This window comes from Phenylobacterium sp. J367 (genome assembly GCF_024699985.1).
GTDB lineage: Bacteria > Pseudomonadota > Alphaproteobacteria > Caulobacterales > Caulobacteraceae > Phenylobacterium.
The window spans coordinates 2672501-2685757 of the sequence record NZ_JAJONA010000001.1 but is presented as its reverse complement, the minus strand read 5'-3'; the positions used below and the strand labels follow the sequence as shown (position 1 = coordinate 2685757).

Genomic DNA, 13257 nt, shown 5'->3' with positions numbered 1-13257 from the left:
GGCTTCGCCATCGCGCTGAAGCTCACCCTGCCGATGGTGGGGATCTGAACCGCTCATTCCTCCCCTTCATGGGGAGGGTGGACGGCGCGGTCCGCGCCGGACGGGTGGGGACGTGTGGGCTGGAACGCTGAGTCAGCGCTTGAACGCGAGTTCCCCACCCCGGCCGCTCCGCGGCCTGCCCCTCCCTTGAAGGGGAGGGATGACGAGCTACTTCGTGCCGTACATCCGGTCGCCGGCGTCGCCGAGGCCCGGCAGGATGTAGCCATGGTCGTTGAGGCGCTCGTCGAGGGCGGCGGTCCAGACGTGGACGTCCGGATGATGGCCCTGGAAGTTGGAGATGCCTTCCGGCGCGGCCAGCAGGCACGCCATGCGGATGTCCTTCGCGCCCGCCTCCTTCAGCCGGTCGACGGCGGCGATCGCCGTGTTGCCCGTGGCCAGCATGGGGTCGACTATCACCACCAGGCGGTTCTCAAGATCGCCGGGAGTCTTGAAGTAGTACTCGACGCAGCCGAGCGTGACCGGGTCGCGGTAGAGGCCCACGTGGGCGACGCGCGCGGCGGGCACCAGCTCCAGCATCCCCTCCAGCATGCCCATGCCCGAGCGCAGGATGGCGGCGAAGACCAGCTTCTTGCCGGCGATGGTCGGCGCGCTCATCGTCTGGAGCGGGGTCTCGATCTCCACCGTCTCCAGCGGCAGGTCGCGGGTGACCTCGTAGCAGACCAGGCTGCCGATCTCCTTGAGGAGCTGGCGGAAGCTCTTGGTGGAGGTGTCCTTCTTCCGCATCAGGGTGAGCTTGTGGCTCACCAGCGGATGGTCGACGACCGTGACGCCCTTCATCTCGTATCCCCCTAGAATACCGTGCCGTCGCTGCGGATCTTCAGCGGCGGGCCGCCGTCGGCGCGCAGGCGCTTGGCGATCACCCGCCCGGCCGCCCAGGAGCCGCCCTCCAGCACCCGGGCCAGCGGGAAGGCCTCGGCGGAGACGCCCAGGCGGTCGCGCACCAGGGGCGCCAGGCGGTCCAGCAGGGCGACGGTGAGCGCCCGCCAGCCGACGACCAGCGGGCCGTCGACGGGATGCTCGCGGTCGATGTCCGCCGGATCCTTGAGCACGAGGACGCCGGTGTCCACGAAGAGGCCGCCGTTGCGGTATTCGGCGAGGCCGGTGAGGCCGTCGATGTCGGTGACCTCGATGCCGGCCCACTGCAGGGGCTCGATCAGGGAGTAGCTCATCCACTGGGAGAGCTTGTGGATCGGCACGAAGCCATCCACCGCCGGATGGCGCCAGCAGTCGCCGAGCGGCACGCCGTCCAGGGTCAGGCGTCCGGGCCAGATGGGGCCGAGCTCGGCCAGCAGGACCTCGAGGATCACCGGCGCGGCCAGGCGTCCGCCCGCGGCGCGGCCGGCCATCCGGTCGAACAGTCGCGCGGGCTTGCCGACCGTCTCGCCCAGGCGGCGCAGCAGGGCGGCGCGGCCCTCGACGCCGACCAGCGGGTTCTCCGGCGTGACCTGGAAGTGTTCGGCCACCTGGGCGGCGGTGACGGCGGAGAGGTCGTCCAGCGCGCCCGCCTGCCACATGCGCAGCGACGCGACGCCGAGGCCCTCCGAGCGGGAGAGCTCCGCGCCGGTGGCCGCGTCCCGGTAGCGCCAGCCGGGGCCGGCGCCCGCGTCCAGCAGCACGGACGGGATGACCATGTCGAAGGCGGCGCGGCCGAGGTCCCAGGGCTCGGTGGGCTTGGTCGCCTCCGCCCAGAGGTCGCGGCCGTTCGCCGTGAAGTGCCGCCAGCGGGCGTGGAACGGCACCTTCAGGTCGGGATAGTTGGCCCGCACGGTCTCCGTCGTGAGGTCGGCGGCGGCGTCGAGCTTCGACAGGTCCACGCGCCATTCGGCGAGGCCGTCGTCGAGGGCGATCTCGAGCAGCTCGTGCGCGCGCTCGCGGACCGCGGCGGCGGTGAGGAGGTCGGCGGCCGTGGTCAATTGCATCTACCGCTCATCCCCGCGAAAGCGCGGACTCAGGCTCTTTATGTTCATTCCGGACACGCCGGCGCTCCTGACGAAAAACACCTGGGTCCCCGCTTTCGCGGGGATGAGCGGTGTTGAAGGTGGCGATGCTCAGAACTTGTCCAGGTCGCGGCCGACGACCTTCTTGAGGTCCTTCTTCGACGGCGGCTTCGTGGGCGTGAAGTAGCCGGCGGCCTTCTTGGCCTCCATCTCCACGGAGGCGTCGGGGGGGACGAGCCAGTCGGGGATCGGCACCCGCTCGCCGATCTCGATGCCGCCCGCGACGAGGGCGTCGTACTTCATGTTGGACATGGAGACGAACCGATCGATGCGGCGGATGCCCAGCCAGTGGATGATGTCGGGCATGAGCTGCTGGAAGCGGGCGTCCTGGACGCCGGCGACGCATTCGGTGCGCTCGAAGTAGGTGGCGGCCTGGTCGCCGCCGGGCTGGCGCTTGCGGGCGTTGTAGACGAGGAACTTGGTCACCTCGCCGAGCGCGCGGCCTTCCTTTGCGGTTGTAGACGATCAGGCCCGTGCCGCCGTTCTGGGCGCTTTCCACGCACTCCTCGATGCCGTGGGTCAGGTAGGGCCGGCAGGTGCAGATGTCGGAGCCGAAGACGTCGGAGCCGTTGCACTCGTCATGGACCCGGCAGGTCAGGCTGACCTTGCGGTCGCCGAGCTTCGAGGCGTCGCCGAAGATGTAGAGGGTGATGCCGCCGATCGGGGGCAGGAAGACCTTCATGTCCGGCCGGGTGACCAGCTCGGGATACATGCCGCCGGTCTGCTCGAAGAGGGTGCGGCGCAGCGTCTGCTCGTCCACCTCGAACCGCTCGGCGATGCCCGGCAGCCACCAGACGGGATCGATGGCCGCCTTGGTCACCGAGACGTCGCCGTGCTCGTGGATCACCTCGCCGTCGACCTTCAGCCGGCCCTTGGCGATGGCGTCGTGGATCTCCGGCAGGTCGATGCGCGCCTTGGTGACGGCGATGGTCGGGCGGATGTCGACGCCTTCGGCGAGCTCGGGCGCGAAGTCCTCGGCGATCCGGTGGCCCCAGGGGTCGAGGCTGACGATCCTGCCGGCCTCGCTCCACTGCGGATGCGGGCCGATGTCGACGACGGGATGGGTGTTGTGCAGCTCCGGCCGGGCCAGCGGGTTCATGGCGCCGGCGGAGATCGCCAGCGCCCGATAGACCGAATAGGCGCCGCCGTGGGCGCCGATGGCGTTGCGGTCGGAGCCGGCGTTGGCGGTGGCGACCACCGGGCCGCGCTCGCGGGCGGTGGGCGCGTCCCAGACGATGGGGAAGCGGCTGGGCGCGCCCGCACCGGGGTGCGAGGTGAGCCGGATGTGGGATGTCCTGTTGCCGGACATGTGTGCGGATGCCTCCAGAGTCGGAAAGGCCCTGCCGCCGGATCGCCGGCGCAGGGCCTTTGAGAGCGAACTGTGATCCTACACATGGGAGTTGGCAAGAATTCCTCAACGCCGGCGGGCGGTTGGCGGCGGGGAGGTTGCGTTTCGGGCAAAGCGTGAGCATCACCGGCGGGTGAGCACGAACCGCCAGGCCTACCGCGCGAGCCTCCTGCACCTGCTGGACGATCCGGCCGTGGCCGGCGACGGCGCCGTCGTGTGGCACGAGGACGGTCTGCTGCTGGTCGAGGACGGCCATGTGGCGGCGGCCGGCTCCTTCGAGGACCTGGCCCCCGCCCTGCCCGACGGCGTGGCGGTGGAGCATCTGCCCGGCAAAATCCTGACGCCGGGGTTCGTGGACGCCCACATCCACTATCCCCAGACCGACGTGGTGGCCGCCTGGGGCGCGCAGCTTCTGGACTGGCTGACCGAGCACACCTTCCCCGTCGAGCAGGCCTTCGAGGACCGGGCGCACGCCGACGCCGCCGCCGCCTTCTTCCTGGACGAGCTGCTGCGCAACGGCACGACCAGCGCGCTCGTGTTCGGCACGGTGCACCGGACCTCGGTGGACGCGCTCTTCGAGGCGGCGCTCGCGCGGAATATGCGGCTGATCGGCGGCAAGGTGCTGATGGACCGCAACGCGCCGGCCGCGCTCTGCGACACGGTGGAGAGCGGACGCGCCGACACCGAGGCCCTGATCCGCGCCTGGCGGGGCCAGGGACGGCTGGGCTACGCGGTGACGCCTCGGTTCGCGGTGACCTCCTCCGACGCCCAACTGGCCATGGCCGGCGAGCTGGCCGCGGCGCACCCGGATATCCTGATCCACACCCACATGAGCGAGAACCTGGAGGAGATCCGGGCCGTCGAGGGGCTGTTCCCCGGCCACGGCAGCTACCTCGGGGTCTACGAGCGCTTCGGCCTGGTGACCGACCGCTCGGTCTTCGCCCACTGCGTCCACACCACGGCGGACGACCTGCGCAAGCTGACCGAGGCCGGGGCCACGGCGGCGTTCTGCCCCTCCTCCAACCTGATGCTCGGCTCGGGCCTGTTCTCGCTGAGAAAGGCCTGCGGCTGCGGCACGCGGGTGGCGCTCGGCACCGACGTGGGCGCGGGCGCGAGCTTCTCCCTGCTCCACGCGATCGGCGAGGCTTACCGCGTCGGCCAGCTCCAGCACGAGCCGCTCGATCCGCTGGAGGGGCTCTACCTGGCGACGCTGGCCGGCGCGCGGGCGCTGAAGATCGACCACCGGGTCGGCAACTTCGAGGTCGGCAAGGAGGCGGACTTCGTGGTGCTCGACCCGGCCGCCACGCCGCTGCTCGCCCGGCGCACGGCCGCCGCCCAATCGTTGCGCGACAGGCTGTTCGCGCTCTCGATCCTCGGCGACGACCGGGCGATCCAGCGCACCTACCTGATGGGCAGGCTCGCCCACGCGCGGTAGGTTCGGGCCATGACCGACCTCTCCGCCTTCATCCGCGGCCTGCCCAAGGCCGAGCTCCACCTGCACATCGAGGGCAGCCTCGAGCCCGAGCTGATGTTCGAGCTCGCCCGCCGCAACCGGGTGGCCCTCCCCTTCAAGACGGTCGAGGAAGTGCGCACGGCCTACGCCTTCTCGAACCTGCAAGACTTCCTCGACATCTACTACCAGGGCGCGCAGGTCCTGCTGACGGAAGAGGACTTCCAGGACCTGGCGATGGCCTACTTCCGCCGCGTCGCCGCCGACGGCTGCCGGCACGTGGAGCTGTTCTTCGATCCCCAGACACACACCGACCGCGGCGTGCCGTTCCAGGTGGCGGTCGACGGCCTGCTGGCCGGGATGAAGGCGGCCGAGGGGGCGTTCGGGATCACCTCGAAGCTGATCCTCTGCTACCTGCGCCACCTCGACGAGGACGCCGCCTTCGCGACGCTGAAGGCGGCCGAACCCTGGCTCGACCGGATCACCGGCGTGGGTCTGGACAGCTCCGAGGTCGGCCATCCGCCGTCGAAGTTCGCGAGGGTGTTCAAGGCGTCGCGCGAGCGGGGACTGAAGCTCGTCGCCCACGCCGGCGAGGAGGGCCCGCCCGAGTATGTCTGGGAGGCGCTGGACATCCTGGGCGTCGACCGCATCGACCACGGCAACCGCTCGCTGGAGGACGCCCGACTGGTGGAGCGGCTGGCCCGCGAGGGCATGACGCTCACCGTCTGCCCGCTCTCCAACCTGAAGCTCTGCGTGGTCGACGACCTGAAGGTCCATCCGCTCAAGCGGATGCTGGGGCTGGGCCTGCATGCCACGGTGAACTCCGACGACCCGGCCTACTTTGGCGGCTACCTCGGCGAGAACTGGACCGCCTCGGCCACCGCCGTCGGCCTAACCCGCGACGAGCTGGTCACGCTGGCCAGGAACAGCTTCGAAGGCTCGTTCCTGGGCGAGGCGGAGAAGGCGCAGTACCTGGCGGCGGTGGACGCCTACGTGGCGGCGAACTGAACCGCTCCACGAACCACACGAACAGGGAAGAACCACGGAATACACGGACCACACGGAAGGGGAGACGCCGAGCTAGGAGAGATTTGCGCGCCGGGCGCGCGCGAGTGTTCTCGCGGCATCGCCAGGTCGCTCGACTTGCTGCGACCTTGTCCGTGTATTCCGTGTGGTCCGTGGTTCAGTCCCGCGCGCAGCGCGCGTTCGTATGGCTCGTGGACGGCTAAGGCAGCGCCTTCACGAACGCCCGGACGACGGCGGCCGAGTTCTCGGAGGCGAGCGTCAGGAAGGTCTGGATCTGGTTCGGGCCCTCGTCGCCGCCGGCCAGGTCGGAGAGGCTGCGGAAGGCGATGAACGGCACGCCGTCGGCCTAACCCGCGACGAGCTGGTCACGCTGGCCAGGAACAGCTTCGAAGGCTCGTTCCTGGGCGAGGCGGAGAAGGCGCAGTACCTGGCGGCGGTGGACGCCTACGTGGCGGCGAACTGAACCGCTCCACGAACCACACGAACAGGGAAGAACCACGGAATACACGGACCACACGGAAGGGGAGACGCCGAGCTAGGAGAGATTTGCGCGCCGGGCGCGCGCGAGTGTTCTCGCGGCATCGCCAGGTCGCTCGACTTGCTGCGACCTTGTCCGTGTATTCCGTGTGGTCCGTGGTTCAGTCCCGCGCGCAGCGCGCGTTCGTATGGCTCGTGGACGGCTAAGGCAGCGCCTTCACGAACGCCCGGACGACGGCGGCCGAGTTCTCGGAGGCGAGCGTCAGGAAGGTCTGGATCTGGTTCGGGCCCTCGTCGCCGCCGGCCAGGTCGGAGAGGCTGCGGAAGGCGATGAACGGCACGCCGTTGGCATAGGCCACGTGGGCGACGGCGGCGGTCTCCATGTCGAGCACCTTCGCCTGGAAGGTCCGCGACACGTGTTCGCGGAACGCCTTGTTGTCGACGAACACCGGGCCGGAGACGCCGGCCCCGCCGATGACCACCTTCGGCTGGTGCGCCAGGCAGCGGTCGGCGGCCTGGCAGCGCTTCAGGGGCACGGCCGGCGCGATCCGCCGTGCGGTCTCCAGCAGGGCCGGGTCGGCGGCGAACCAGAACCGGCGCTCCGGCTCGGCCTCGCCCCGGGCGATTTGCACCGGCCCGGCGACCATCATGCCGTAGCCGGGGAAGGTCTCCGGCGGCCAGGGCCCGCGGACGTAGCCCTCCGGCCCCTCGCGCAGGAAGGCGCCCTCCAGGTACTGGCCCCATTTGTCGGCCACGACCACGTCGCCCACGCCGAGGCCCGGATCGACGCCGCCGGCGACGCCGGAGAAGACGACCCGGCTGATGGCGAAATGGTCGATCGCGGCCTGGGTGGACATGGCCGCGTTGACCATGCTGACGCCCGACAGGAACAGGACGACGGGCTTGCCCTCCATCGTCCCGGTCACGAACCGAACGCCGGCCGCGGTGTGGGTCTGCTCGACCGCGGTGGCGGCGAGCAGCGTCGGCCATTCCGGCGCATAGGCGGACACGACGGCGATGCGCGGCGTGGCGTCGAGCCGCCCGGCGGCGGCGGCCGGCGCGGCGGCGAGCAGGACGGCGATCAGGATGAGCAGCGCACGCATGGAATCCCCCGGAAATCCGCGCGCAGGCTAGCGCCCCGCCGCGGCGCTTGCCATCGGCGCCGGGTGCGGCTGAACTGCCGGCAGCTTCGCGGAGGGGGGCCGGCGCGTGCTCGAACGATTCTTCCAGCTTGCCGAGCGGGGGACCAGTGTCCGGACCGAGGTCCTGGCCGGCGTCACCACCTTCCTGACCATGGCCTATATCGTGGTGGTCAACCCGACGATCCTGGGCCAGGCGGGCATGCCGGTGGCGGGCGTGGCCGCCGCCACCTGCCTCGCCGCCGCGATCGGCTGCTTCCTCATGGGGCTGCTGGCCAACTATCCGATCGCGCTCGCGCCGGGCATGGGACTGAACGCCTATTTCGCCTTCACGGTGGTCGGCGCCATGGGCGTGCCCTGGCAGACGGCGCTGGGCCTCGTGTTCATCTCCGGCGTCGCCTTCCTGATCCTGACCTTCGCGGGCGTGCGCCAGCTGATCGTCAACGCCATCCCCAAGAGCCTGTTCGCGGCCATCGCCGCCGGCATTGGCGTGTTCATCGCCTTCATCGGCCTGCGCAGCGCCGGGATCGTCGCTCCGAACGAGGGCACGGTGGTGGGGCTGGGCGACCTGACGAGCCCGACGGCCCTGCTTGCCATCCTGGGCCTGACGATCATCGCCGCCCTGCAGGTGCTCCGGGTGCGGGCCGGCATCCTGATCGGCATCGTCGTCACCGCCATCCTCGGCTGGACGCTCGGCCTCGCCCAGTGGAACCCCGAGCCCTATTCGGTCGAGGCGATGACCTCGACGGCCCTGCAGCTCGATATCCCCGCCGCGCTCGGCATCGGCGGCCGCGGCTTCGGCCTCGCGCTCCTGGAGATCCTGTTCGTCTTCCTGTTCGTCGACCTGTTCGACAATGTCGGCACCCTGGTCGCCGTCTCGAAGCGCGCCGGGCTGATGCGGCCGGACGGCACGATCCCCCGGCTGAACCGCATCCTGTTCGCCGACGCCGGCGCGACGATCGCGGGCTCGCTGGCGGGCACGAGCACGGTGGTGAGCTACATCGAGAGCGCGTCGGGCGTTTCGGCGGGCGGCCGGACCGGGCTGACGGCGGTGGTCGTCGGGCTGCTGTTCCTCGTCACCCTGTTCGTCGCGCCCTGGGTGCAGCTGATCCCGGCGGCGGCGACCGCGCCGGCCCTGATTCTGGTGGGCGCGATGATGATGGCCCCGCTGGCCGAGGTCGAATGGGAGGACCCGGTGGTCGGCATCCCGGCCTTCCTGACGCTGGTGACCATCCCGCTGACCTTTTCCATCGCCAACGGCCTGGCCATGGGCGTTGTGGCCTATGCGGTGCTGAAGCTGGTCGCCCGGAGGGCCGGCAAGGGCGACTGGCTACTCTACGGCCTGGCCGCCCTGTTCCTCGCCCGCTTCGCCTACATGTCGGCCGGCTGAGGACGAGCGCCAGGGGGAGAGCTTTCGGCGCGGCTTCAGCCCGCCGGGAAGGTCGCGCCGCGCGGCGGGCCGGACCAGATCCGGCGCGCGTCGAGCGGCGAGCTCAGCACGAGACGGCCGGCGATGCTGGCGCGCCGCACGCCGTTGGCCTCGAAGAGGGCCTCGACGCCCCCCGCCCCCGTCCCGCCGATCGCCTTCAGCACGTCGGGCCGGACGGCGGCCTCGGCGGCCTGCATCAGGCCCACGTCGCGCATGCCGGCGATCACCACCACGCGCGAACCCTCCGGACCGGCGAAGCTCGCCAGATAGCCGTAGTCGCGCTGGGTCTCCGGGCCGCGCGCCGGCCCGCCTTCCTGGCTGAGAAAGGTCTGGCCCGAGCGCTGGTCGACGAGCTCGTCCCAGGTGTCGCCCACCCGGAAGCGGGAGCCCGCGAAGACGGGATCGCGCAGCGGCCCGAGGCCGCTGAGGTAGCCCAGGTAGACGATGTCGTTGCGCCGGAGCATCTCCGAGGTGAGGTCCGAGGCGGTCACCAGCTGCGGCGGCGCGTGGCTCGGACCCAGCACCGGGACGACGGTCTGCAGGGCGTGCGCCACGCCCACCGGCAGGTAGTAGAGGTCGAGGTCCCGGTAGCGGGCGGCCGCTGTCGGATTGTCCATCCGGTAGGCCTCGAGGTCCTCGTGGGAATTGATCCCGTATTCGCGGATCAGCCGGCCGCCGCCCGTCGCCGGATCCACGTCGCCGAAGATGTAGTAGTCGCCGACCACCACGATCAGCGGCCGCTCCGAGCGCGTCAGCGTCGCCCAGGGCTCCAGGCGCCGCACGGGGCCGTGCGGATCGGCGCCGCCCCGCCACACGAGGGCCAGGACGAGGACATTCAGGGCGACCAGCGCCGCGGCGGCGGCGGCCCAGGGCCAGCGCCGGCGGCCCGGCGGCCGGGCCGCCACGCTCCGCGGCTCCGCCACCAGGCGGTACTCGCCCTTGGGGATCCTCAGGATCGCGGGCTCGGCCGCGCCCTCCCCGGCATAGAAGGCGTCGAGCTTGCGGCGCAGGCGGTGGACGGCGACCCGCACGGAGGCGTCCTGCCCGCCGTCGAAGCCGGGATCGCGGCCGAACACCGCGAGCGCGATCTCCACCTCCTTCGGCCGCGCGCCGGCGGCGGAGGCCTCGACCAGGAAGTCGAACAGGCGCACGAGGAGCCCGGAGCGGCCGAGCGCGCCGGCGGCGCGCACCCGCGCGGCCTGCTCGACAATGGCGTCGGCCCCGCTCAAGCCGCTCTCCGTGAGGTTCCGTGGAGGGCTTCTTAGCCGCTTCGCCGCGGCGAAAGCAAAACGCGGCTTTCGCAACCGCAGGACGAGAAATCGCCACCTTGGTGAGAATTGCTTAGCCACGATGTGGCATGGTCCGCGCGCAATCAGGACCGGAGACCTTCAGTGACGGGCGAGTTCGCCGATCGTCGGGCCCACCCGCGGGTGGTCGTCAATGCGCCGGCGCGCCTCTTCTGGGGGCCGAAGCTGGCGCATTGGGCGGACGGCGTGATCTACGACCTTTCGACCGGCGGGGCGAAGGTCGAGGTCTCGGGCATGTACACCCTGCCCCGGCGCCTGGTGCTGCTGCACTACGCCGAGGACGCCGCCTTCGAGGCCATTTTGCGGTGGCGGCGCTGGGACACGGCGGGCCTGGCCTTCGAGGCGCGCCACGACCTGACGCAGCCGGTCGACAGCTGGCTGGCCGACGTCCAGACCGTCTGGCAGGGCCTGGCGGCGGGCTTCAAGCCCACGGCCGGCTAAGGCCGCGGCCTCGTCTGGCCCTGCGTCCCGTCCGGTGGCATGAGCCCCGGACATGATCGTGCTTCCCCTTCTTGCGGCGGTGGTTGCCTCCGCCGCGTCCGCCGCCGGCGTCGAGCGCCTGAACGCCGACCTGTTGGCCAGCGACAGCGCGACCGCCGTGCTCCAGCGGATCTGCGACGCGCGCGGCGGGGGCAAGATCGCGGCCCGGCCGTCCGCCAACCGGCCTGAGCCCGCCCCGCCGGCCTGGGTCCGCGCCGCGCTGAAACCCTCGGGCGGCGAGCCGGTCTGGTATCGCCAGGTGGAGCTGGCCTGCGGCGCGGACGTGCTCTCGCGCGCCGACAACTGGTACCTGCCCGCGCGCCTGACGCCCGGGATGAACCGGGCCCTGACGACCACGGCAACACCCTTCGGCGTGGCGGTGCGCGGCATGGGCTTCACGCGCAGGACCCTCGGCGTCGAGCGGCTGGCCGGCTCCCGCGACGTGCTGCGCCATCGAGCGGTGCTAAGCGGCGCCGACGGGCGGGCCTTCAGCGTGGTGCGCGAGACCTATTCGGCCGAGGCGCTGAAGTAACGCCTGAGTATAGGCCGCTAACGAAAACGGCCCCGCATTTCTGCGGGGCCGTTTCAGTATTTTGGGTGCGGGGACAGGATTTGAACCTGTGACCTTCAGGTTATGAGCCTGACGAGCTACCGGGCTGCTCCACCCCGCGGCAGGTGGTGATGTGGATTGAAGGGTTTGGATGGACTGGCTGATCCGCTTTGTAGACCTGGCGGCGACCTACTCTCCCGCGCCTTAAGACGAAGTACCATCGGCCCAGGGGGGCTTAACGACCGAGTTCGGAATGGGATCGGGTGGGGACCCCCCGGCATAGCCACCAGGTCAACGAAGCGGATCAGTGTGTTTGTGAAGACGTGTCTGGAGCGACAAATCAGAGCGCTCATGAGTTTTGATAAGAACGATCAAGCCGATCGAGCGATTAGTACCAGTAAGCTCCATGCCTCGCGGCACTTCCACACCTGGCCTATCAACGTGGTGGTCTACCACGGCTCTCAGCGAAGCCTTGTTTTGAGGTTAGTTTCCCGCTTAGATGCTTTCAGCGGTTATCTATTCCACACTTAGCTACCCTGCTGCGCGGCTGGCGCCACGACAGGTCCACCAGAGGTGTGTCCATCCCGGTCCTCTCGTACTAGGGACAGATCCTCTCAAGCTTCGTACACCCACGGCAGATAGGGACCAAACTGTCTCACGACGTTCTGAACCCAGCTCACGTACCACTTTAATCGGCGAACAGCCGAACCCTTGGGACCTGCTCCAGCCCCAGGATGTGATGAGCCGACATCGAGGTGCCAAACTTTGCCGTCGCTGTGGACGCTTGGGCAAAATCAGCCTGTTATCCCTAGAGTACCTTTTATTCGTTGAGCGATGGCCCTTCCACGCAGAACCACCGGATCACTATGGCCGACTTTCGTCTCTGCTCGACTTGTCAGTCTCGCAGTCAGGCGGGCTTATGCCATTGCACTCGACGACCGATTTCCGACCGGTCTGAGCCCACCATCGCGCGCCTCCGTTACACTTTGGGAGGCGACCGCCCCAGTCAAACTGCCCGCCACGCCATGTCCCGGACCCGGATAACGGGCCGCGGTTAGACGTCAGCAACAACAAGGGTGGTATTTCAAGGATGGCTCCACCGAAGCTGGCGCCCCGGTTTCATAGCCTCCCACCTATCCTACACATGTTGCTGCTAACGCCAAGGCGAAGCTGCAGTAAAGGTTCATAGGGTCTTTCCGTCTGACCGCGGGAACCCCGCATCTTCACGGGGAATTCAATTTCGCTGAGCCTATGCTGGAGACAGTGGGGAAGTCGTTACGCCATTCGTGCAGGTCGGAACTTACCCGACAAGGAATTTCGCTACCTTAGGACCGTTATAGTTACGGCCGCCGTTTACCGGGGCTTCAATTCGGAGCTTGCACCCCTCCTTTTAACCTTCCGGCACCGGGCAGGCGTCAGACCCTATACTTCGCCTTACGGCTTCGCAGAGCCCTGTGTTTTTGATAAACAGTCGCTACCCCCTGGCCTGTGCCACTCAGTCCTGCTTGCGCAGGGTGAGTCACGCTTATCCCGAAGTTACGCGTGCAATTTGCCGAGTTCCTTCAGCATAGTTCTCTCAAGCGCCTTGGTATGCTCTACCAGTCCACCTGTGTCGGTTTCGGGTACGGTCTCTGTTGGAGTTATTTCCAGGAACTCCTTCACTGCCGGGAGCAATCCAGTAAGCCCCGACAATTTACGGAATTCGTCACTTCCAACTGGCCCAGGAATATTCACCTGGTTCCCATCGACTACGCCTTTCGGCCTCGCCTTAGGGGCCGGCTAACCCTGCGCAGATTAGCTTTACGCAGGAACCCTTGGACTTTCGGCGAGAGTGTCTCTCACACTCTTTGTCGCTACTCATGTCAGCATTCTCACTTCCGATACCTCCAGCCAGCCTCGCAGCTGACCTTCACAGGCTTACGGAACGCTCCGCTACCGCTTGCAGTAAACTGCAAACCCATACCTTCGGCGCACGGCTTGAGCCCCGTTACATT

Annotated in this window: 10 protein-coding genes, 1 tRNA gene, 2 rRNA genes and 2 pseudogenes (1 of these 15 running past the window's edge); 6 read left to right on the top strand and 9 right to left on the bottom strand. The window is 69.0% G+C overall.

Annotated features, from left to right (window positions below):
* Positions 1 to 207: 207 nt before the first annotated feature.
* From upp to LRS04_RS14395, 3 genes are read right to left on the bottom strand one after another with little or no spacing between them, the layout of a single operon-like run.
* Entirely contained in the window at positions 208 to 837 is a 630-nt protein-coding gene (upp, locus tag LRS04_RS14405) for a uracil phosphoribosyltransferase (protein WP_257816951.1), read from the bottom strand.
* Positions 838 to 848: 11 nt separating this feature from the next.
* Positions 849 to 1979, bottom strand: coding sequence for a URC4/urg3 family protein (locus tag LRS04_RS14400; protein WP_257816950.1), 1131 nt, complete (start codon positions 1977 to 1979; stop codon positions 849 to 851).
* A gap of 7 nt (positions 1980 to 1986) precedes the next feature.
* Positions 1987 to 3366 (bottom strand): GTP cyclohydrolase II, encoded by a 1380-nt coding sequence (locus LRS04_RS14395; RefSeq protein ID WP_257816949.1) that lies wholly within the window; start codon positions 3364 to 3366, stop codon positions 1987 to 1989.
* A gap of 172 nt (positions 3367 to 3538) precedes the next feature.
* On the opposite strand from LRS04_RS14395, the gene guaD reads away from it, so the two are divergent.
* Both guaD and LRS04_RS14385 read left to right on the top strand, forming a co-directional pair.
* A complete protein-coding gene (gene guaD, locus LRS04_RS14390; RefSeq protein ID WP_257816948.1) occupies positions 3539 to 4840 on the top strand; it encodes a guanine deaminase in 1302 nt (433 codons plus the stop codon).
* A 9-nt stretch (positions 4841 to 4849) separates the two neighbouring features.
* Positions 4850 to 5863: an adenosine deaminase gene (locus LRS04_RS14385; protein WP_257816947.1), complete on the top strand. Its 1014-nt coding sequence runs from the start codon at positions 4850 to 4852 to the stop codon at positions 5861 to 5863.
* 217 nt (positions 5864 to 6080) lie between these two features.
* Here LRS04_RS14385 and LRS04_RS14380 read toward each other — a convergent pair.
* Positions 6081 to 6215, bottom strand: a pseudogene (locus LRS04_RS14380) (phosphorylase); the annotation flags it as partial.
* 3 nt (positions 6216 to 6218) lie between these two features.
* Here LRS04_RS14380 and LRS04_RS14375 point away from each other — a divergent pair.
* Positions 6219 to 6344, top strand: a pseudogene (locus LRS04_RS14375) (adenosine deaminase); the annotation flags it as partial.
* Positions 6345 to 6561: 217 nt separating this feature from the next.
* On the opposite strand, the gene LRS04_RS14370 reads toward LRS04_RS14375, so the two are convergent.
* Positions 6562 to 7461 carry a 5'-methylthioadenosine/S-adenosylhomocysteine nucleosidase gene (locus tag LRS04_RS14370; protein ID WP_257816946.1) on the bottom strand — a complete coding sequence of 300 codons (900 nt, stop codon included), beginning with the start codon at positions 7459 to 7461 and terminating at the stop codon, positions 6562 to 6564.
* Positions 7462 to 7567: 106 nt separating this feature from the next.
* Between LRS04_RS14370 and LRS04_RS14365 the strand changes: the two genes are divergently transcribed.
* Positions 7568 to 8887: an NCS2 family permease gene (locus LRS04_RS14365; RefSeq protein ID WP_257816945.1), complete on the top strand. Its 1320-nt coding sequence runs from the start codon at positions 7568 to 7570 to the stop codon at positions 8885 to 8887.
* A 35-nt stretch (positions 8888 to 8922) separates the two neighbouring features.
* On the opposite strand, the gene LRS04_RS14360 is transcribed toward LRS04_RS14365, so the two are convergent.
* Positions 8923 to 10155, bottom strand: a complete 1233-nt coding sequence (locus LRS04_RS14360) for a helix-turn-helix domain-containing protein (protein ID WP_257816944.1) — start codon at positions 10153 to 10155, stop codon at positions 8923 to 8925.
* 162 nt (positions 10156 to 10317) lie between these two features.
* Between LRS04_RS14360 and LRS04_RS14355 the strand changes: the two genes are divergently transcribed.
* Together LRS04_RS14355 and LRS04_RS14350 are read left to right on the top strand one after the other, a co-directional pair.
* On the top strand, positions 10318 to 10674 hold the full coding sequence (locus LRS04_RS14355) for a PilZ domain-containing protein (protein WP_257816943.1): 357 nt from the start codon (positions 10318 to 10320) through the stop codon (positions 10672 to 10674).
* 52 nt (positions 10675 to 10726) lie between these two features.
* The gene (locus LRS04_RS14350) at positions 10727 to 11245 is read left to right on the top strand and encodes a hypothetical protein (protein WP_257816942.1); all 519 of its coding nucleotides are present in this window, start codon (positions 10727 to 10729) and stop codon (positions 11243 to 11245) included.
* A 62-nt stretch (positions 11246 to 11307) separates the two neighbouring features.
* On the opposite strand, the gene LRS04_RS14345 is transcribed toward LRS04_RS14350, so the two are convergent.
* From LRS04_RS14345 to LRS04_RS14335, 3 genes are all read right to left on the bottom strand, one after another.
* Positions 11308 to 11384 (bottom strand) — tRNA-Met (locus tag LRS04_RS14345).
* A 55-nt stretch (positions 11385 to 11439) separates the two neighbouring features.
* Positions 11440 to 11554, bottom strand: a 5S ribosomal RNA gene (gene rrf, locus LRS04_RS14340).
* Positions 11555 to 11630: 76 nt separating this feature from the next.
* A 23S ribosomal RNA gene (locus tag LRS04_RS14335) occupies positions 11631 to 13257 on the bottom strand (it continues 1166 nt past the right edge of the window).

What these genes read in the sequence shown, in the direction of transcription:
- upp (WP_257816951.1), bottom strand. Translation starts at nt 837, where the DNA reads ATGAAGGGCGTCACGGTCGTCGACCATCCGCTGGTGAGCCACAAGCTC.
- LRS04_RS14400 (WP_257816950.1), bottom strand. Translation starts at nt 1,979, where the DNA reads ATGCAATTGACCACGGCCGCCGACCTCCTCACCGCCGCCGCGGTCCGC.
- LRS04_RS14395 (WP_257816949.1), bottom strand. Translation starts at nt 3,366, where the DNA reads ATGTCCGGCAACAGGACATCCCACATCCGGCTCACCTCGCACCCCGGT.
- LRS04_RS14385 (WP_257816947.1), top strand. Translation starts at nt 4,850, where the DNA reads ATGACCGACCTCTCCGCCTTCATCCGCGGCCTGCCCAAGGCCGAGCTC.
- LRS04_RS14370 (WP_257816946.1), bottom strand. Translation starts at nt 7,461, where the DNA reads ATGCGTGCGCTGCTCATCCTGATCGCCGTCCTGCTCGCCGCCGCGCCG.
- LRS04_RS14350 (WP_257816942.1), top strand. Translation starts at nt 10,727, where the DNA reads ATGATCGTGCTTCCCCTTCTTGCGGCGGTGGTTGCCTCCGCCGCGTCC.